Below are 19,734 nucleotides of genomic sequence, written 5' to 3' on the forward strand. Positions count from 1 at the left end.
TCGAAATCGAATATTTCGACAATTGAACGAAAAGCATCCACGCATGGCGTGGATCTACGGCAGGTCGCGAGAATCTGTCGAAGGCGGGGTGGGTCCGGTTGAGGGGGCGTGAGCCGCATGGATGCGGCGACCGAGCGTACATGGACGTACTTGCAGCGCCCCCCTCAACCGCACCCACCCCGCCATCCCACGGATAGCCCGCTTTTGACGTTGACGTTGACGTTGACGTCGCCTCGGCGGGTGCCGGGCGCAGCCCGGCCGATACCCCCCGCTTGACCGCAGCCAGGGGGCCACGGAAAATTCCGCGACTAATTCTCATTTGCTGTTGCGCAGGATGCGGGCGGCAGCCTTCCGGGCCCTCCTCCTTCGATGTTCAAGAACATCCTGTTCCAAGTGCACTGGCTGCTGGGCATCACCGCCGGTGCCATCCTGGCCGTGATGGGCCTCAGTGGTGCCGTGCTGTCCTTCGAGGACGAACTGCTGCGTGCGGCCAACCCCGGTTTTGCGGCCATCGCCGAACACCACGCCGACAGCCAGCTTCCGCTCGCGCTCAGCGAGCTGGTGCCGCGGCTGCAGGCCGGCAGTGAACGCCCGCTGCAACGCCTGCGCGTCGACGCCACCGGGCAACGACCGTCGGTCGCGCGCTTTGCCGGCGGCAAGCAGCACTGGGTGTATTTCGACCCGTACAGCGGCGAGCGCTTCAGTGCCCTGCGCGGACAGGCGTTCTTCGATTTCGTGGAAGACCTGCATCGCCATCTCGCGGCCGGCGAACGCGGCAAGTGGATCACCGGCAGCTGTGCGATCGCCCTGCTGTTCTTCACCCTGTCCGGGCTCTACCTGCGCTGGCCACGGCGCTGGTGGCACTGGCGCAGCTGGCTGGCGGTGGAGTGGAAACGCAGCGGCCGCGGTTTCCTGTGGAGCCTGCATTCGGTGGTCGGCACCTGGGTGCTGTTGATCTACCTGATGAGCGCATTGACCGGCCTGTGGTGGTCGTTCGACTGGTACCGCAGCGCCGCCAACAACGTGTTGGGCGTCGCGCCGGCGGCCAAGCACACGGTGGCCATCGATGCGCCGCTGGACCTGCAACGTGTCGAAGCCACCCTGTATGCCTTGCCCGGCGTGCGCACCGGCTTCATCGACCTGCGCTTGCCGGAAAAGCCGGGCCAGGCGCTGAACGTGCGGGTGATGGCCGGTGATCCGTCACAACGCGGAGGGCACCACGATCGCGCCCACGATCTGCTGCAGCTGGACCCGGCCAGTGGTGCGGTGCTCGATTCCCGCCCCTACGATCGGCAGGGCGCGGGCGGCCAGCTGGCCACCAGCGTGTTCGCGCTGCACTCGGGCAGCTACTTCGGCCTGCCCGGGCGCGTGGTGGTGATGCTCAGCAGCCTGGGCATGAGCCTGTTCTTCATCACCGGCTGGATGCTGTACCTGGATCGCCGCCGCAGCCAACGCGCGGCACGCGGGCTGCGCCAGTCGCTGCCGATGCCAGCCGCCACCGATGGCCATGGCGCACCGTGGCTGGTGGTGCATGCCAGCCAGAGCGGCCTGGCCGAACAGCTTGCATGGCGCGCGGCCGCGCAGCTGCAGGCGGCCGGTTACGCGGTACAGGTGCTGCCGTTGTCGCGCATCGATGCCGCGAAGCTGCAGGCCACCTCGCAGGCGCTGCTCGTGTTGAGCACCTTCGGCGACGGTGAACCGCCGGATGCAGCACGACGCGCGGCACGCCTGCTGCTCGCGCAGGCACCGGACCTGTCGGGACTGCAGTTCGGCCTGCTCGCGCTGGGGGATCGCCAGTATCCGCACTACTGCGGCTTCGGGCGCCAGGTTGATGGCTGGCTGACCGGCAACGGGGCACGCGCACTGTTCGCGCGTATCGACGTCGATGCCGCCTCGGTGCCGGCCCTGCGCCAGTGGCAGTTGCAGCTGGGCGCACTGACCGGCATCGCCACCGACGACAGCGTGCTGCCGCCGGCGACGCAGATGCATGACTGGCGCCTGCTCGGCCGTGACCGCCTCAACCCGGGCAGCGTCGGCGGCGCGATCTGGCGTATCCGTCTTGCCGCCCCGGCCGATGTGCAGTGGCAGGCCGGTGACATCCTGCATATCGCGCCCCGCCACAACGCGCGGCATGCGGCTGCCGTGCTGAAGGCGCATGGACTGGATCCGCTGCAGCCGCTGCTGGTTGACGGCGCGCCGCGCACGCTGCTGGCGCTGGCCAGCGAACGCGAGCTGCCGGAGGCCGATGCCGCGTTGCCCGTGCAGGATGCCTGCCTGTGGCTGTCCGGGCTGCCTATGCTGCCCGGCCGCGAGTACTCGATCGCCTCCGCCGCGAACGACGGCGAGGTGGAGCTGGTGGTCAGGCTGGTGCATGACACCGCCGGGCGTGCCGGGCTGGGCTCGGGCTGGTTGTCGCTGCATGCGCCGATCGGCGCCAGCATCGTGGCCCGCGTGCATCGCAATCCCGGCTTCCATCGGGTGCCTGCTGCGCCGATGGTTCTGGTCGGCAACGGCACCGGCATCGCCGGCCTGCGCAGCCTGCTGCGCGAGTCCGCGCATGCAGGCGAGCACGGGCACTGGCTGCTGTTTGGCGAGCGCCAGCGCGCGCACGACCTGCTGTTTGCCGAAGAGATCGAGGCCTGGCAGGCGCAGGGCCATCTGGCGCGGGTGGACCTGGCGTTCTCGCGCGATGGCGAAGGTGGCTATGTGCAGGATCGCTTGCGTGCGGCCTCTGATGTGCTGCGCGACTGGATGCAGCGCGGCGCGGTGATCCACGTCTGTGGCTCGCTGCAGGGCATGGCCGAAGGCGTGGACCAGGTGCTGCGCGCTGCGCTGGGCGATGACGCGGTGGAAACGCTGCTGGAGAACGGGCGCTACCGCCGCGACGTGTATTGAGTCACACGAGGAGTGCCGGCCGCTGGCCGGCATGATCATGGACGTGCCGGCCAGCGGCCGGCACTACCGGGGCAGGGTCAGGCCGCGGCGCGGGCCTGCCGCGCCGGCTGCAGGCGGAAGGCTCCCACCGCTTCGGCCAGGGCATGCACCTGCGCCTGCATCTGTGCAGTCGAAGCACCGGCCTCTTCCACCAGGCTGGCATTGCGCTGGGTACTGGCTTCCATCTGCACGATGGTCTGGTTCACCTGTGCGATGCCGGCATGCTGGTCCTGCGATGCGCTGCGGATGCCGGCCAGCAGGTCCGCCAGCTGCTGCACGCTGCCGACGATCTCTCCCATCGTGGTGCCGGCCTGCTCGGCCTGCTGGTTGCCCTGCCCGACACGCGCTACCGAATCCTCGATCAATCCCTTGATCTGCTTGGCCGCCTCGGCACTGCGCTGGGCCAGCAGGCGCACTTCCGCAGCCACCACGGCGAAGCTGCGGCCCTGTTCGCCGGCACGCGCCGCTTCCACCGCTGCGTTCAGTGCAAGGATGTTGGTCTGGAAGGCGATGCCATCGATCAGCTGGGTGATGTCACCGATCCGCCGCGAGGCTTCGCTGATGCCGTGCATGGTCGCCACCACCTGGCCCACGGCGTCGCCGCCGCGCTGAGCCACCGCTGCCGCCCCCTTGACCAGCGCATCGGCACGACCGGCCGCGTCGGCATTGCGGCCCACCGTGTCGGTCAGCTCATGCATCGACGCCGCGGTTTCTTCCAGGTTGGCCGCCTGCTGTTCGGTGCGCTGCGACAGGTCGTGGTGGCCAGCGACGATCTCGCCAACGCCGGTATCCAGGCTGGAGGTGGCCTGCTGGATGCGGGTGACGATGCGGCCCAGCTGCGCGACGGTGGCGTTGGCATCGTCGCGCATGCGCGCGAACACGCCCTGCAGGTCGCCGTCCATGCGCACGCTGAGGTCGCCGCGTGCCAGCGCGGCCAGCAGTGCCTGCAGGTCGCCGAGATTGGTTTCAAAGGTCGCCAGCAGGCGGTTGATGCTGGTCGACAGCGTGCGCACGAAGCCCTGCTTGCCGTCCAGTACGATGCGACCGTGCAGGTCACCGTGTGCGGCGGCGTCGACCAGTGCGGCCACTTCGGTTTCGAGCAGGGTTTCCAGTGCGCGGCTGCGCCATTCCACCGCCACACCGAGGAACTGTCCTTCGTCGGTGATGGGATTGGCGATCAGCTGGTAGCGAACGCCGTCGTGGCCGATCTCGCGTTCTTCGCGCTGGCGTACGCCGGCCAGGCTGGCCAGCGCCGGATGCAGGCGCATCGCTTCGCTGCCCACGAGCGCGTCAACCTGCAGGTCCAGCTGCTGCAGCAGCGCCGGGTTGGCGTAGGCCACCAGCCCTTCGGCATCGATCACCATCAGGCCGGTCTGTGCGCTGTCCAGCGCCTGGCGCACGCGGGTATTGCCGCGCGCCACCGCACGCTCGGTCTCGATGCGCGCACGCAGGCGCTGCTGCATGTCGACCAGGCGCTGGGCGAGCTGGCCGATCTCATCATTGGCGTTGTATACGCGAAGCGTGGTGTCCAGGCGGTCGTCGGCGATATCGCTGGCGAAGCGCAGGGTGTCCTGGATCGGCTGGCGCACCGCGCGCAGGACCAGCACCAGGCTGGTGATCAGCACGCCCGCGACCAGCAGCAGGGTCAGCGCAAACAGCACGCTCATGGTGCGCGTGCCGGCCTGCTGGCGCGCCTGTGCCTCGGCCAGCGCCGCCACCTGGGCCTGCTGGAAGGCGGCCAGCGCCGGCGCCACGCCGGCGGCGGTGTCCAGCAGCGACTGCGCCTCCACATCCAGGCCGACGCGGGCGGCGGTGTAACCCAGCAAGGCGACCTGATAAGCCTCCATGCCGCTGCGCAGGGCATCCTGCACATCGGTGGACAGGCCGGCCAGCGCGAGGTCGAACGGCAGCTTCTCTTCGCTGGCGCGGTCGGCATGGGCCGAGTCACCATCGAGCAGCAGCAATGCTTCCTGCCGCCGCATCTTCTGCAGGGACAGCGCCAGCAAGGGGCGCTGCAGCGCATCGACCTGCGCCTGCAGGCTGTCGGCGGCCTGCTGCAGCTGCGCGGCAAGGCCGGCATCACCCCGGCCCATCTCGTCGACCCGTTCGAACAGGGCCGCGACGCCCTGAGAGAACGCGTCCGCGGCTTCGGTCAGCACCTGCAGCGCCTTGCGCCGCCCGGCATCCATCGGTATCGCGCGCAGCGCCTGCAGGTCGGCCTGCAGTGCCTTCTGCGTGGCCAGCAACTGATTGCGGTCAGCATCGTCGAAACTGCGCGCATACTGGGTCTGCAGGCGCCGAGCTTCGGCCACACGCGTGGCCAGGCTGGCGGCCAGGTCGCTGCCGCGCTGGTAACTGGCCTGATTGCGTGCGGCCTGTGCGCTGGCGTGGCCGGTCCAGGCGTAGACCGCGGCAATTGCCACCAGGCCCAGGCCACAGACCCAGAGGGTTGCCTTGAGCTTGTTGGCTACGCTGAGCCGGTGCGGCTGCAGCCACAGCAGCAGGTTCGACGACAGCACGCTCGACGACAGCACGCCGGGCGACGCCGAGCGCAGGCGGGCCAGATGCGTGCGCAGGGACCGGAGATGGGGAACAACGGCCGACATGACAGACTCCAGGCGGAAGGACGCACCTGTATCGGCTGGATTCCCGACAACTTTAGGCCTGTTTTCGTGCCGCAGCGACGCTCGCCGGCGGACGCGGCCTTTGTACCGGGCACAGGCGACGGGCGCATGACACCGGCGCTGCGCTTGACCTCAACCCCGGTTGGGGGCGCACAGTGGACGTCCCTCCCCTGCCCGGTGTCCGCATGACGACGCTCGATATCCCCCGCTACCTGCATCGCCTGCAGCTGGATGCACCACCCCCGCTGACCCTGGCCGGCCTGACCCTGCTGCAGCAACGCCACAACGCGCTGCTGCCGTTCGAGACCCTCAGCTGCCTGCTGCGTGACGCGGTACCGATCGACCTGGACAGCGTGCAGCGCAAGCTGCTCGACGAGCGCCGGGGCGGTTACTGCTTCGAACTCAATGGCGGCCTGCTGGCATTGCTGCAGGCACTGGGCTTCGATGCCCAGCCGCTGAGCGCACGCGTGCTGCTGGCGGCACAGGATGGCGAGCTGACCGCACGGACCCATCTGCTGCTGCGCGTGCATGTAGAGGGTGAGGACTGGCTGGTCGATGCCGGCTTCGGCAGCCTGACCCCGACCGTGCCGCTGCGCCTGCACGACACCGCACCGCAGGCCACGCCGCACGAGCGCTACCTGCTGCAGCGGCTGGGCGATGACGGCGATTTCGTGCTGTCAGCCGAATCCAGCGATGGCTGGCGGGCGATGTACCGCTTCGACCTGCAGGCGCCTGCGCCGATCGACAACGTGGTGGGCAACTGGTACGTGTGCACCCATCCCGACTCCAGTTTCCCGGGCCAGCTGCGCGCGTCGCTGACCGGGCCGGACTGGCGCCGCACCATCGGCAGTGGCAACTACACCGAGTACCGCCCGGGGCAAGCGCCGGACAAACGCCCGCTGCACGATGTCGGCGACGTGCGCGAGGTGCTGCAGCAGCGCTTCGGCGTGCAGCTGCCGGACGACCCGCGGCTGGACCCGGCGATCAATGACTGGCTGCAGCGCTCGCGCGCCACGATCTTGTAGGGCCGAGCCCATGCTCGGCCGGCGCCTTTGTAGAGTCGAGCCATGCTCGACTCGCGCGTTCCCAGCACCCCAAAAGCAGCCGAGCGTGGGCTCGGCTCTACAGAACTGCACGCGCCTGCAGCGCGATGCGGTTGCCTTCGCTGTCGCGGATCTCGGCCACGCGCCAGTCGCCGGCGTCGGCGGGGCCGAAGCGCAGTTCGGCCCCAGCCTGCAGCGCACGGTCGAGGCTGGCCTCAAGATCATCGACACCGATATAGAGGCGCGCGCCCTGTTCGGAGGGCTGGTAGTCCGCCCCCTGCACCAGCGACATGCTGGCACCCGTCGCGTCGTCCGAGAATGGCAGGTAGGCCATGTGGCAGTCATGCAGCAGGATCGGTTCGTCCACCACCACCTGCAGCCATCGCTGATAGAAGGCGATGGCACGGGCCAGGTCACTGGCGGGGATCTCGACATGCAGGATCGGGTTCACGGGCTTTCCTCGCGCGGCGCAGTCAGATGATGCGCAGGGTAATCGCCTTCAGTACCGCACGGGTACGGTCGCGGGTGCCAAGCTTGTCGAGAATGGCGGAAACATAGTTCTTCACCGTGCCTTCGGCCAGGAACAGGCTGCGCGCGATCTCCTTGTTGCTGTAGCCGCCGGCCAGCAAGCGCAGGATCGCCACTTCGCGTTCACCGAAGGTGTCAGTCGGCGGTGCTTCGTCGTGAAAGCGGTAGCGCGCGCGCACCGGCTCGGTGCTGACCGGCATCAGCAGCGTCTCGCCGGCGGCGACGCGCTCGATTGCCTCACGAAGGTCGGCCGGCGCGGCATCCTTCAGCAGGAAGCCCTGTGCACCTGCCTCACTGGCACGCAGCAGCAGGTCACTCTCATCGAAGGTGGTCAGCAGCAGCAGCGGTGTGGCATCGCCACGTGCGCGCAGCTGGCGCAGCGCCTCGATCCCATCCAGGCCCGGCATGCGGATGTCACTGAGCACCACGTCCACCGGCTGCGTGGCCAACGCGTCCAGCAGGGCCTGGCCGTCCTCGGCCTCCAGCACCACCTCCACCCCCAGCCCCTGCAGCAGCGCGCGCAGGCCGGCGCGGACCAGCGCCTGGTCGTCGGCCAGGGCAACGCGGATCGCGGCGCCACTCATGCCGGCACCCATGCGGTCAGCAGCATGCCGCCCTGTGCGGTGCGCGCGAGTTCCAGCCGGCCATGGACCGTGGCCAGGCGCTCACGCATGCCGGCAATGCCGTTGCCTTCGCGGATGCGTTCGGCACGCTGGCCGTCATCATGGATATCGATGCGCAACCGGGAATCCTCTTCGTTGATCGTCAGCCATACGGTATCTGCGTTGCCATGCCGGGCGGCATTGGTCAGCGCTTCCTGCACCAGCCGCAGCACGGTCTCGGCCATCAGCGGATCGGTCACGCGCACGCCCTCGCCGATCCGCAGCTGCAGCTTCGGCCGTGGGAAGGGTGCGGCCAGCGCGTGCAGTGCGGTGGCCAGATCGAGGCCGCGATCATCGCGCATCGACTGCACCACCTGGCGGATGTCGGCCAGCAGTTCGCCCGACAACTGCTCGGCCAGCACCAGGCCGTCGCGCCCGGCCAGCGCAGGATCAGCCGCCAGTGCGCGCAGGTTCAACCGCATCGCGGTGAGCTTGTGGCCCGCCACATCATGCAGTTCGCGCGCCAGGCGCAGGCGCTCGGCATCGCGGGCGCTGTCGGCCAGCAATGCACGCGTGGCCAGAAGATCCGCATTGACCCGGGCCAGGTCATCGCGGGCCAGGGCCGTGCTGCGTGCATAGTGTGCGGTCAGTGCGGCAAACGCCTGGAAGCCGCCGTACAGCAGCACCACCAGCAACGGCTGGCTGAAGCCACTGTGGCGCAGCACCGCATACATCGCCAGGTTGGCCAGCAATGCGACACCCAGCACGAAGCGCGGCGGCCAGTGCTCGGCCAGCTGTGCGACCAGCACCACCAGCAGCACGGGAGCGGTGCCGGTACGCGGCTGCAACGCGACCAGGGCAACCGCCAGCAGCGCCTGCAGCACGGCAGCGACGGCGCGCACGCGCGACGGCATCGACGCCCAGCCGTGCAGCACGAACAGCAACAGGAACCCAGCAAGCAACAGCAGGCTGGGGCCGGCCTCGCCGCGCTGCACGGCGAATGACAGGCCGACCGCCAGCACGGTCACCAGACCGGCAAGGCTGAGCGGACGCAACAGGTGGCGGAGCAGGCTGGGCATGGCCAGATGCTGACGGCCGCGCCTGCCGTCGGCAATGGGTCCGGCGCAGAAAGTGACTTCTGGCACGTCGAATCGATGACCACTGGCCCTGAACCCGCTACCGGCCTCCGCGCAGACTGGCCCCACACCGCAGCACACCGCCCACTTCCGGAGCCACTGCCATGATCCGCACCGCCCTGCTCAGCACCGTCCTGACCGCCCTTGCCCTGGCCGGCGGCGCCCACGCCGCCGATCTGGCCGTGACCGTACACGATGTCCGCGTGCAGACCGGTACGCTGCGCGTTGCCCTGGTCGACAACGCCAACGCCTGGGACGGCAAGGCTGCGCCCGTGCAGGCGCAGCAGGCCAGGCCCAGTGGCGACAGGGCCCACTTCGTATTCAAGAACGTGCCGGCCGGCAGCTACGCGGTGCTGCTCACCCACGACGAGAACGACAACGGCAAGCTCGACACCAACCTGGTCGGCATGCCGGTGGAAGGCTACGGCTTCAGCAACAACCCGCAAGTGATGCGCAAGCCGACCTTCGACGAAGCGCGCGTCAACGTGCCGGCCGCCGGTGCCGCCATCGACATCACCCTGCGCTGATTCCTGCATCCAGACCCGAGGCCATCATGGACCGTCGCCGCTTCCTTCGTACCCTGCTCAGCAGCAGTGCCTGCCTGGCGCTTGGCGCCACCGCCCTGCGCAGCGCACCCGCCTTCGCCGGCGACCCTGCGCACTTCGCGCAGGGCCTGCAGGAGCACCCGTGGCTGCTCGGCTGGCGCAGCGTCAGCAGTGAAAGTCTCGGCCCGGCCAACGTGCAGTTGCAGGGCCGGCTGCCGGCCGGGCTGGCCGGTACGCTGTACCGCAATGGCCCGGCCTGGACCGAGCGCGATGGCTTCCGCTATGACCACTGGTTCGACGGCGACGGCATGGTGCATGGCTGGCGCTTCAACGGCGATGGCAGCCTGACCCATCACGGGCGCATGGTGGCCACGCCGAAGTTCAGCCGTGAGCAGAAGGCCGGCCGCTTCCAGTACCCGGCGGCGGGCACCAGCGTCCCCGGTGCACTGGCGGTACGCAACAACGACGATGCCAACGTCGCCAACACCTCGGTGACGATGATCAACGGCCGCCTGTTCGCGCTCTGCGAATCCGGCTCGGCGTTCGAGGTGGACCCCGATTCACTGCAGACCCTTGGCCCGGTCACCTGGCGCCCGGACCTGGCCGCACTGCCGTTCTCCGCGCATCCCCTGCCCGACCGCGATGGCAGCGTGTGGAACTTCGGCTCGATCAGCCTGATGGGGGGCCACGGCCTGCTGGTCTGGCACATCGGCAAGGACGGTCAGCTGCGCAGCGCCAACGTGATTGAAACGCCGGAGCACGGCTACCTGCATGCCTTCGCCATGACCGAACAGCACCTCGTTTTCGTGCTGATGCCGTTCGACTTCACCGGCACCGGTGGCAGCTTCTTCGAACGCATGCAGTTCGCACCGCAGCGTGCGGCGCGCATCGCGGTCGTCGCCAAGGATGCACCGGACAAGGCGCAATGGTTCGAGGCGCCGTTCGCGGCGATCTACCACTTCGGTGATGCCTTCACCCGCGATGGCGGCATCGTGCTGCGCGCGGTGCGCCACGACGACATCAGCGAAGCGCGCTCACCGATGAAGGAAGCAATGGCCGGCGATGGGGCACATGCGGCCAATAGTGGTGCCAGCCTGGTCGAGCTGCACCTGGACCTGCGCCGTGGCCAGGCACGCTGGGAGCCACTTGGCATCAGCGCGGTGGAGTTTCCGCTGTTCGATCCACGCTCGGCCAACACCCGCGGCGCACGGCTTTACGCACCCACCATCGATGGTCCAGCCAACGCGCCCTACTTCAATGCGGTGGCTGCATTCGACATCGAGCGGGGCCGCCGCCAATTGTGGCACTACGGGCCGGACATCATGGCCGAGGAACACGTATTCGTGCCGCGCCCGGGCAGCCGCAACGCCGACGACGGCTGGCTCATCGGCACGCTGCTCGATCCGTCGAACAAGCGCAGCGGCCTGGCCGTACTCGATGCGCGCCACCTGGACGATGGCCCGATCGCACAGGCCTGGCTGCCCTACGCGGTGCCGCTGGGCTTCCACGGAACGTTCGCCGCACGCGGCTGAGTGCACGCCGCACGGACACCGGCGCTGGCATGCTGGGGTTCCCCTTGCTGCGGAGCCCGGCATGTCCCTGGCAGACCATCGAAACGCGCTGGCACCGCAGGGATTCCTGCGCGTGGCGATCAACCTGGGCAATCCGGTGCTGGCACAGGGTGATGCGCGTTCGCCGCGTGGCCCCTCGCTGGAACTGGCCACCGCATTGGCACAACGGATGGGGGTGCAGGCCCGCTTCACCTGTCACGACGCGGCAGCCTCGGTGGTTGCTGCGGCCACCGAAGACGAATGGGACCTGGCCTTCCTGGCGATCGATCCGGCGCGGGCGGACCGCATCGCCTTCAGCGCGCCGTACGTGGAAATCGAAGGCACCTACCTGGTGCGTGCGGACAGCCCGGCGCAGCGCGTTGCCGACCTGGACCACGATGGCCTGCGCATCGCGGTGGGCCGCGGTGCGGCCTACGACCTGTTCCTCAGCCGCGAGCTGCGCCACGCCTCGATCGAACGCGCCGACACCTCTGCGGCCGCCATTGACCTGTTCGACCAGCAGCGCCTGGATGCCGCCGCTGGTGTACGCCAGCCGCTGGTGGCCTGGGCACACCTGCATCCCGGCCACCGCGTGCTGGCCGATCGCTTCACCGCGATCCAGCAGGCGGTAGCGGCACCGGCCTCGCGCCCGGCCGATGCGTTGCAGGCACTGTTCGAGGAAGTGCAGGCGATCAAGGCAGGCCCGCTGCTGGGCGAAGCCTTCGCCCGGGCCGGGCAGGCGGTCACGCTGGTGCGGTGAATGCAGCGTACACGCAGTCGAGCATGGCTCGACTCTACAGAGGCCTGGTCGAGCATGGATCGACGCTACAGAGCGCGTGCGGCCTACTGGAACAGGTACTTCAGGCCGATCTGCGCGCGGCGGCCGTAATACTCCACCTGCAGCGGCCGCTGCGGGCTGCCCTGGTAGTACTTCAGCGGTTCGTTGGTCAGGTTGCTCAGCTCAGCGAACACGGTCCAGCGATCAAGCGTGTAGGACGCGCTGAAGTCGACCGAGGTGTTGGCACCGTACCAGGTATCGGTGGTGCTGCTGTCGCCATGCGATTCGATGTAGGCGCCCTTGTGGTTGGTCGCCAGCCGGGCGGCGAACGCGCCATCGTCGTAGTACACGGTGACGTTGTACAGGCGGTCGGCCTGGCCGGTGATCGGCACGTTGCCGCTGCGGCCCGGAATGCGCATGCGCGAATCCATCAGGGTCAGGTTGGCATTGATGCCGAAATTGCTCCACAGGCCCGGCAGGAAATCGAAGCGGCGCACGAAGGCGAACTCGGCACCCCACAGTTTGGCGTCGTCGCCGTTCTCGGGCCGGTAGAAGGTGACATTGGTGTTGCCGTTGAAATTGCCGGTGCTGCTGCTCTGGAACACCGGGTTGCTGATGTTCTTGTAGAACACGCCGCCGGACAGCAGGCCCAGCGGTCCGGCATACCACTCGGCCATCAGGTCCAGGTTGTCCGAATAGGTCGGGTCAAGATCGGCATTGCCGGAAGTGAAGGTGCCATCGGCTTCCATGAATGAGCCACCCGGATTGATGTCACCGAAGTTCGGGCGGGCAAAGCTGCGGGTCAGGCCCAGTCGCAGGTTCAGGTCACCGCGCGGAGAGAAGCGCGCGTTGAGCTGCGGCAGCACCGAGGTGTAGCGCTTGCGCCCCAGGTTGGGCACCAGCGCGCTGCTGCCATCGGCATCGCGCTCCAGCACCTGCCCACGAACGTCGGTGGCGGTGCGTTCCAGGCGCACGCCACCCACCACGTCCCACCGCTCGTCCGGCGTCCAGGTGCCCATTGCATAGGCCGCGTACTGCTTCTCGGCCACGTCGAAGTTGCGGCCCAGCGCCGCGCCATTGGCCACCAGCGCCGAGTCGCCCGGCACCAGCACCAGATGCTGCTTGTTCTGCCGGTACCACTCGGCCAGGGCCTGCATCGGCACCACCTGCGAGAAGTCACGGGCGTAGTCGCGGCCGTTGCCGATGTCATAGCCGCTGCGGCCGGGCTGGTCCATCAACGGGAAGTCGGCCAGGGTCGGCACCGGGCCGCCGGTCGCGGTGTTCCAGGCATAGAACTCGTCGGAGAAGCGCGCGCGGCGCTGCTTGTCACGGTACTTGGCACCGGTCTTCCAGGTCAGCGTGTCGCTGGCGTCGAAGGTGAAGTCCAGTTGCGCGACGGCCCTGTCCTTCTCATTGACCGCCACCCGGTACAGTTCCACGGCGCTCAGCGACATCTTGCGCGGGTCCATCGCGAAGCCGGGCGGCAGATGGGTCTGCGGGGTATCGGCGTCGACGTTGCCGCCATCGACGGTGTTGTACGAGTTGCGCCCTGCACCGCGATCCTGCAGGCCCTGGTAGCCGACCTTGCCCTGGTTGAACTGGACCACGAAGTAGGCGTTGTCGGCACAGGTGGGAATGCAGCCGTAGCGGAAGTCGTTCTCGGCACTGGCCAGCTTCCAGTCCACCTGGCCGCGGCCGAAGGTGTGCTGACCACCGAACTCGAAGGTCTTGAACTCGGTGATCAGCTCGTTGTGAATGTTCTGCAGCTCGACGCGATCCTTGTCGAAACGGTAGCGGTGCTTGTAGTGGGTCTCATCGTCGCTCAGTTCGCCATACTGGCCACGCACGTACAGCCGGTGGCCGTCGGCCGGCAGGAATTCCATGCCGCCATTGACACCGCGGGTGGTGCGCTCGCCGGTGTAGTCACGCAGCTCCAGGCGGTAGATGCCAAGGCCATCGGCACTACGCCGCGGCTCGAAGTTGTCGGTCGCCCACGGGCGCTTCCAGTAGGTGCCGTTGATCAGGAACCCGAAGCGGCCATCGGCGCTGCGGTCGCCATACAGCACATTGGCGCTGGTACCGGTATCGACGGCCTTGTCGTTGTAGTTGCCGGCCACGCTGGCGGCGAAGGTGCGGCGCGCAGGCGCGGTGCGGGTAACGAAGTTCACCTGGCCACCGATGGCGTCGCCTTCACGGTCCGGCGTCAGCGTCTTGCTCACTTCAATGCGCTCGATCAGCTCGGTGGGGAAGAAATCGAACGCGGTGGCGCGGCTGGTGGTTTCCTCTTCGGCGGTCGGCAGCCGGTCACCGTTGAGGGTGGTCGAGTTCCACTGCGCGGGCAGGCCACGCACGGCGACGAAGCGGCCTTCGCCCTGGTCGCGTTCGATCGACACGCCCGGTACCCGCTGTACGGCTTCGGCGGCGTTGTGGTCGGGCAGCTTGCCGATGCCATCGGCGCTGACCACGTTCATCAGGTTGCTGGCTTCGCGCTGGGCATCCAGCGCCTGCTTCTCGCCGCTGACGATGCTGCCGACCACGGTGACGGTATCCAGATCGACGGCAGAGGGAGTGGGTGCGGTATCGGTCGCGACCGGGGAAGCGGCCTGGACGGCCAGCGGGGCATGCAGCAGGGCGAGCAGGCCCAGGGTGAGCGGATGGCGCGTAGGCAGGTTAGACATGGCGGAGGCGGCAGCAAGGGAAAGTGGACCGCTCCAGCGGGAGCGGCGATGGCGGCCACTTTCAATCAGCGCGGTGAAGCGCAGGCGGCATCCACTAGGCAGGTCGGGGCAGCTGTCTAGGTGATCGCAAGGGTGGCTACTGGGCCAGCAGGCGGCGGCCACCCACCCAGACCTCGGCCACGTAGTCCGGCAGGGTTCCACGCACCCGCACAAGATCGGCGCGCAGGCCTTCGCCGATGCGACCCCGGTCATGCAGGCCCAGCGCCTGTGCCGGTGCATGGCTGACCGTGCCCACCGCGCGCGGCAGGCTCCAGCCCAGCTGCGCGCACAGCACGCCCAGTGCAGGCAGCAGGCTGGCCGGCACGTAGTCGGAGGACAGCACGTCGAGGCAGTCGGCACGGGCCAGTTCCAGCGCCGCCACATTGCCCGAATGCGAGCCACCCAGCACCAGGTTGGGGGCACCGGCAACGATCGTCAGGCCGGCCACACGCGCCGCCGCGGCCGCCTCGAGCGTGGTCGGGAACTCGCAGATGCGCGCACCACTGGCCACGGCCTCGTCCACATCCGCGGGCACGGTATCGTCGTGGCTGGCCAGGCACAGGCCCCGTTCCCGCACCCACTGCAGCACCTGCTGCAGGTGTACGGGGCGATAGCGCGCCTGCTGTGCCCGGCGTGCCTGCAGCAGGTCGTCCAGATAGGGGGCCGGTGCGTCGGCCGGCAGACCGTAATAGGCCGCATAGCGGTGCAGGTTGCGGAACTGGCGCTGCCCCGGGGTGTGGTCGGTCAGCGACAGCAGGCGCACCGCCGGATCGTCCAGCAGCGGCTCCAGCAATGGCAGCAACCCGGGATACGGCAGCTCGGCACGCAGGTGCAGGTAGTGGTCGCTGCGCAGGCCGCCGCCACGGCGCGCCTCGGCCAGCGCCGCATGCGCGGCCTGCAGGCTGCGCACACGCACGCTGTCGGCTTCCACGTCGCCCACGGCCAAGGCATCGCAGGCGGTGGTGATGCCTGCGGCCAGCAGTTGTGCGTCGTGCGCCTGCACGGCCGCGGCCGCGGGGAACGCCACGCCTGAGCGTGGTACCAGGTGCTTCTCCAGATTGTCGGTATGCAGCTCGACAAACCCCGGCAGCAGCCAGTCGCCGCCGCAGTCCTCGGCGCCCGGCCGCCGCACGCGCCCCTGCCCCACCGCGTGGATGCGTGGCCCGTCCAGCACCACATGGCCGTGCACGATCTCATCGGCCAGCACCAGTTTCAGGTTGTCGAGGATGTGTTCGCCCATGGTTTCCGTAGCCCGTGTCACGCCATTGCAATCGCAGCGCGTTGATATGCCTGCACGTGCAGTGCACCTGTCTAGTCCAGCAGCCGCAGATGGAGGTTTGATGACCATGCCCGACCCGGCCCTGACGCCACGCGATTCGGCGCTGCCACTGTGGCAGCAGATCGAACAGGCGCTGCTGCGGCAGATCCGCGAACGCCAGCTGGTGGAGGGCGATGCACTGCCCTCGGCGCAGGTGCTGGCCAAGCGCTTCGCGGTCAACCGCCACACCGTGCGGCGCGCGATCGAGGCGCTGGAAGAGCGTGGCTACGTGCGCACCGAGACCGGTCGCGGCAGTTTCGTGCAGGAGCATCCGTACCACTACCCGATCAGCCGGCGCACGCGCTTCGGCCGGGCCATGCATGACCTGAACGTGGAAAGCCACTACACCCTGCTCGACACCCGCGTGCAGGTGCCGAGCCGCCAGGTGGCGCGCGCGCTCGGCCTGATTGCAGGTGAACGCGTGCATCGGGTGGTGTACTCCAGCCAGGTGGAAGGACGCACCGTGGACCACAGCGAAGCCTATTTTCCCGCCACCCGATTCCCGGGACTGGGAGAGGTGTTCGCACGCACGCCCTCGGTGACCCGCACCCTGGCCGCGTTCGGCGTCACCGACTACCTGCGCCGGCACACCACGGTGATGGCACGCCTGCCCGACGCCGAAGTCGCGCGCGTACTCGGGCAGTCAACGCGGCGGCCGGTACTGTGCGTGCACTCGCTCAACGTCGATCCGCAGGGACAACCGGTGCAGTTCGGCATCACCAGCTTCGCCGGTGACTGGGTGCAGCTGATGGTCAGCAGCGACCTCTAGGAGAAGCGCGGCGGGCGTTGCACCCGCCGCGCGCAGGCTTCATGCCGCGCGGCGCAATGCCGTGTAGCGACCGTCCACCAGTTCCTCGGCCAGGCCGAAGCTGAGCGTCATGCCCAGGCCACCGCCACCGATCGCGTTGACGAGGGTCACACCCGGGGTCGGCTCGGCGACGAACTCGCTGCTGCCGTCCAGCAGCTTGGGATAGATGCCGTGCCAGGTCTGCGCGATGCGCGCGTCCGCTACCTGCATGAAACGGGACAGGTAATCGAGCACCTTCTGGTTGATGGTGTGCTCGTCGAACGGGTCATGCGTATGCGCATAGGCATGCGAATCACCGATGGTGATTTCACCGAGGCCGTTCTGTGCCGCCATCACGTGGATTCCCAGCTCGATCAGGTCGGCATGCTCGGCCTGGTAGCGCGCCTGCAGCGGGGCGACATCGGCGGCCTCGCGGAAGCCGGCGTAGTGCACCAGCGACAGGCCGCCACACAGGGCGGCCCCCAGGCGGAATCCGGACGGCTGCGCGGCCAGGCGCAGCATCTGCAGCTTGCAGCGGGTCAGCGGCGCGGCGGCATACAGCTCCGGATACAGCTGTTCGAACTCCGGGCCGCTGCAGACGAACACCTGGTCGGCCTCGAACAGGCGGCTGCCGGACCACACCCGGCCGCTTTCCACTGCCGTCACCGGCGTACGCCACTGGAACTGCACGCCATGGCGCTCGCGCAGCACATCCGGCAACGCGCGGATCGCCTGGCGCGGATCGACCACCAGCTCATCGGCATTGAACAGCGCGCCACGCAGTTCGCGCGCGACCAGCGCCGGCGACTTCGCCAATGCCGCGTCCCGGTCCAGCAGCCGGCATGGGCGCACCTGCGCATTGGCGGCCGCGTACTGCTGCAGCACGGCCCATTCGTCGTCGGCGTGGGCAACATGCAATGAGCCGCTGGGGTCATGCCAGAGGCCGGCGACGTCAATCAGTTCCTGCCAGATCTGCCGCGAGCGCAGCGCGCGCTCATACAGCGGTCCATTGGGCACGCCGATCGGCCAGACCATGCCGAAGTTGCGGATGGAGGCGCCGACAGCGCGTTCATGGCGCTCCAGCACGGTGACCTTGCAGCCACGCACGGCCAGTGCGCGGGCCACGGCCAGGCCGACGATGCCGGCACCGACCACGAGGGCGGTTGTGTTCTTCATGGGGGATGGACTCAGACGGAGGCGAGCGCCGGCATGCGGGCCAGGCGCAGGGCCTTGTGGTGGAAGTACAGCAGGGACAACAACAGGCAGGCACCGCCCAGCAGCGACAGATGGATCACGGCGCTGGAGAAGAAGCGCACCCACGACAGCTGCAGGCCGGAGAACTCATGGCCGAGCAGGACCAGCACACTGCCGAGATAGCCGAACGCATCGGCCAGGTACATCACGAAGCCGACGTTGCCGGCCACCTTGAAGGTGGCGATCAGGCGTTCGAAGAACACGCAGTTGAACGGCACGTAGGCCAGGTACAGGCCGAAGCCCACCAGCCCCAGCCACGCCAGCGGATGCAGCATGCCCTCGCGGAACGCCAGCGTGCTCAGGCCGGCGGTGGCCAGGCCGATGAACATCAGCACGTGCAGGGCCATCAGGCCGTTGAGGTTGTTGCGGAACCAGGTCAGCCCGGCGGTCAGCACCAGCACCGCGAACGCCACCGGCGTTTCGATGGCGGCGAACACGCCGGCGCTGCCGCCATAACCCAGCTCGCGGAACAGCTCGGCCTCGAAGCTGTCGCGGAAATCGCGGACCACGGTCAGGCACACGTAGCACAGGATCATCAACGCCAGCCCCGGCAGGAAGCGGCGCACGAACGCGCGGCGCTGCGTGCGGTCCATCGGCAGGCGCGGCGAACGCTCGCGCAGGTCGTCGGCGTCCGGTGCGGGAATGCGTTCGAGCATGCGCACCGACACCAGCAGCAGCGGCAGGAACAGCAGCCCGCACAGGAACGGCATCCAGAACTCGCTCACGCCCTGCAGCAGCAGCCACTTGCCCACCGACTTCACCACGCCGGAGGCCATGATGAAGCTGGAGGCCAGGATCGCGCCCATGGCTTCGGTGGTCCGGCGCCCTTCCAGATAGCTGAACACCAGGCCCCAGACCATGCCCAACGGCAGGCCATTGAGGAACAGGAACGGGATGTTCCAGGGCGCCGGCACCAGTGCGAAGCCAAGCAGCGCCAGCCAGGAGATGCCGATCAGGCCCAGCAGCAGGCTGGCGCGGCGCTCGGCGCGCAACTCGCCGATCACCCGCACGCCGATGAACTTGCTGCACATGTACCCCAGCACCTGCGCCACCACCAGCCACACCTTGTAGTCGGCGCCAAACAGGTGTTGGCCATCGAACGATGCAGCGGCGAAGGGCTTTCGGAAGGCATACATGCAGGCATAGGTGGACAGCGCCGCACTGCCTGCGAACACGGTCAACGCCAGCGGATGCCCCTGCAGCCGTGCCCACAGCGATGGCCCGCTCATGCAGCGGCGACCGTGCCGGTGCGTGCCAGGCCGAGCAGCGCCGGCAGGCGGTCGAGGTGGTCGATGATGTGGTCCGGGCCATGCGGCAGCAGCTCGGCCCGGGTGAACGCGCCGGTGGTGACCGCAACATTCAGGCCGACGCCCGCGTTGCGGCCTTCGTTGATGTCGACCTCGGTGTCGCCCACCTTCACCACGGCGGCGGCATCGTCCACCCCGGTACGCTGCATCAGCGCCTGGATCATGTACGGCGCCGGGCGGCCTGCAGGCACGTCATCGCTGGCCACCAGTGCATCAATGCGATCCTGCCAGTCGAGCCGCGCGATGATCACCTCGGCGATGTCACGCGAGAAGCCGGTGTCCAGGCCGATACGGATGCCATGTGCGCGCAGCATGTCGAACAACGCCTCGGCGCCCGGCAGCGGTGCAATGCCCGGTGCATGGCGATAGCACTCGAGCATGCGCGCCACGAAGTCGGTGTGGATCGGTGCCACGCGCGGGTCGTCCACCGTGGCGCCCAGCAGCCGCGCGATCGCCTGCGGCTTGGGGTAGCCCATCAACGGGCGTACGTCTTCCACATCGATGGCGTGGCCCGCGGCGGCCATCGCTTCGGCGAAGGCATGGGCCACCAGGCCCGGGTCGGCAACGGTGGTTCCGGCGATATCAAGGACGGCGAGGCGGTAGCGCATGGC

15 protein-coding genes are annotated in these 19,734 nt (G+C 68.5%); 6 read left to right on the top strand and 9 right to left on the bottom strand.

The window, feature by feature from the left end:
• The first annotated feature begins 369 nt into the window (after positions 1-369).
• Complete coding sequence (locus N440_RS16000) at positions 370-2,895, top strand: sulfite reductase flavoprotein subunit alpha (protein ID WP_133935699.1); 2,526 nt, start codon at positions 370-372, stop codon at positions 2,893-2,895.
• Between the two features lie 77 nt (positions 2,896-2,972).
• Here N440_RS16000 and N440_RS16005 read toward each other — a convergent pair whose 3' ends face one another.
• Complete coding sequence (locus N440_RS16005; RefSeq protein WP_133935700.1) at positions 2,973-5,540, bottom strand: methyl-accepting chemotaxis protein; 2,568 nt, start codon at positions 5,538-5,540, stop codon at positions 2,973-2,975.
• A gap of 203 nt (positions 5,541-5,743) precedes the next feature.
• Here N440_RS16005 and N440_RS16010 point away from each other — a divergent pair, with 203 nt between their 5' ends.
• Positions 5,744-6,583, top strand: coding sequence for an arylamine N-acetyltransferase (locus N440_RS16010; RefSeq protein WP_133935701.1), 840 nt, complete (start codon positions 5,744-5,746; stop codon positions 6,581-6,583).
• 97 nt (positions 6,584-6,680) lie between these two features.
• On the opposite strand, the gene N440_RS16015 is transcribed toward N440_RS16010, so the two are convergent.
• From N440_RS16015 to N440_RS16025, 3 genes are read right to left on the bottom strand one after another with little or no spacing between them, the layout of a single operon-like run.
• Complete coding sequence (locus tag N440_RS16015) at positions 6,681-7,052, bottom strand: VOC family protein (RefSeq protein WP_133935702.1); 372 nt, start codon at positions 7,050-7,052, stop codon at positions 6,681-6,683.
• 22 nt (positions 7,053-7,074) lie between these two features.
• A complete protein-coding gene (locus N440_RS16020; RefSeq protein WP_133935703.1) occupies positions 7,075-7,713 on the bottom strand; it encodes a response regulator transcription factor in 639 nt (212 codons plus the stop codon).
• Positions 7,710-8,810 carry a histidine kinase gene (locus tag N440_RS16025; RefSeq protein WP_133935704.1) on the bottom strand — a complete coding sequence of 367 codons (1,101 nt, stop codon included), beginning with the start codon at positions 8,808-8,810 and terminating at the stop codon, positions 7,710-7,712. Before N440_RS16025 ends, N440_RS16020 begins: the two co-directional genes overlap by 4 nt.
• A gap of 161 nt (positions 8,811-8,971) precedes the next feature.
• Here N440_RS16025 and N440_RS16030 point away from each other — a divergent pair, with 161 nt between their 5' ends.
• The 3 genes from N440_RS16030 to N440_RS16040 all read left to right on the top strand — a co-directional run bounded on the left by N440_RS16030 (position 8,972) and on the right by N440_RS16040 (position 11,722).
• Positions 8,972-9,394: a DUF2141 domain-containing protein gene (locus N440_RS16030; RefSeq protein WP_133935705.1), complete on the top strand. Its 423-nt coding sequence runs from the start codon at positions 8,972-8,974 to the stop codon at positions 9,392-9,394.
• A gap of 26 nt (positions 9,395-9,420) precedes the next feature.
• Positions 9,421-10,944, top strand: a complete 1,524-nt coding sequence (locus N440_RS16035; RefSeq protein WP_133935706.1) for a carotenoid oxygenase family protein — start codon at positions 9,421-9,423, stop codon at positions 10,942-10,944.
• Between the two features lie 61 nt (positions 10,945-11,005).
• Complete coding sequence (locus N440_RS16040; protein ID WP_133935707.1) at positions 11,006-11,722, top strand: transporter substrate-binding domain-containing protein; 717 nt, start codon at positions 11,006-11,008, stop codon at positions 11,720-11,722.
• Between the two features lie 83 nt (positions 11,723-11,805).
• Here the strand turns inward: N440_RS16040 and N440_RS16045 are convergent, their stop codons facing one another.
• Together N440_RS16045 and N440_RS16050 are read right to left on the bottom strand one after the other, a co-directional pair.
• Positions 11,806-14,418 carry a TonB-dependent receptor gene (locus N440_RS16045; RefSeq protein ID WP_133935708.1) on the bottom strand — a complete coding sequence of 871 codons (2,613 nt, stop codon included), beginning with the start codon at positions 14,416-14,418 and terminating at the stop codon, positions 11,806-11,808.
• A gap of 136 nt (positions 14,419-14,554) precedes the next feature.
• A complete protein-coding gene (locus N440_RS16050; RefSeq protein ID WP_133935709.1) occupies positions 14,555-15,697 on the bottom strand; it encodes an alpha-D-ribose 1-methylphosphonate 5-triphosphate diphosphatase in 1,143 nt (380 codons plus the stop codon).
• 100 nt (positions 15,698-15,797) lie between these two features.
• Between N440_RS16050 and phnF the strand changes: the two genes are divergently transcribed.
• Positions 15,798-16,544 (top strand): phosphonate metabolism transcriptional regulator PhnF, encoded by a 747-nt coding sequence (gene phnF, locus N440_RS16055; protein ID WP_008268280.1) that lies wholly within the window; start codon positions 15,798-15,800, stop codon positions 16,542-16,544.
• A gap of 39 nt (positions 16,545-16,583) precedes the next feature.
• Here the strand turns inward: phnF and N440_RS16060 are convergent, their stop codons facing one another.
• From N440_RS16060 to N440_RS16070, 3 genes are read right to left on the bottom strand one after another with little or no spacing between them, the layout of a single operon-like run.
• Positions 16,584-17,738: a TIGR03364 family FAD-dependent oxidoreductase gene (locus tag N440_RS16060; RefSeq protein WP_243831355.1), complete on the bottom strand. Its 1,155-nt coding sequence runs from the start codon at positions 17,736-17,738 to the stop codon at positions 16,584-16,586.
• Positions 17,739-17,749: 11 nt separating this feature from the next.
• Positions 17,750-19,045 (bottom strand): DUF5690 family protein, encoded by a 1,296-nt coding sequence (locus N440_RS16065; protein ID WP_133935711.1) that lies wholly within the window; start codon positions 19,043-19,045, stop codon positions 17,750-17,752.
• Positions 19,042-19,731, bottom strand: coding sequence for an HAD-IA family hydrolase (locus N440_RS16070; RefSeq protein ID WP_133935712.1), 690 nt, complete (start codon positions 19,729-19,731; stop codon positions 19,042-19,044). Before N440_RS16070 ends, N440_RS16065 begins: the two co-directional genes overlap by 4 nt.
• Positions 19,732-19,734 lie beyond the last annotated feature (3 nt).

This window comes from Stenotrophomonas sp. CC22-02 (assembly GCF_004365115.1).
In the GTDB taxonomy this organism is placed as follows: domain Bacteria; phylum Pseudomonadota; class Gammaproteobacteria; order Xanthomonadales; family Xanthomonadaceae; genus Stenotrophomonas; species Stenotrophomonas forensis.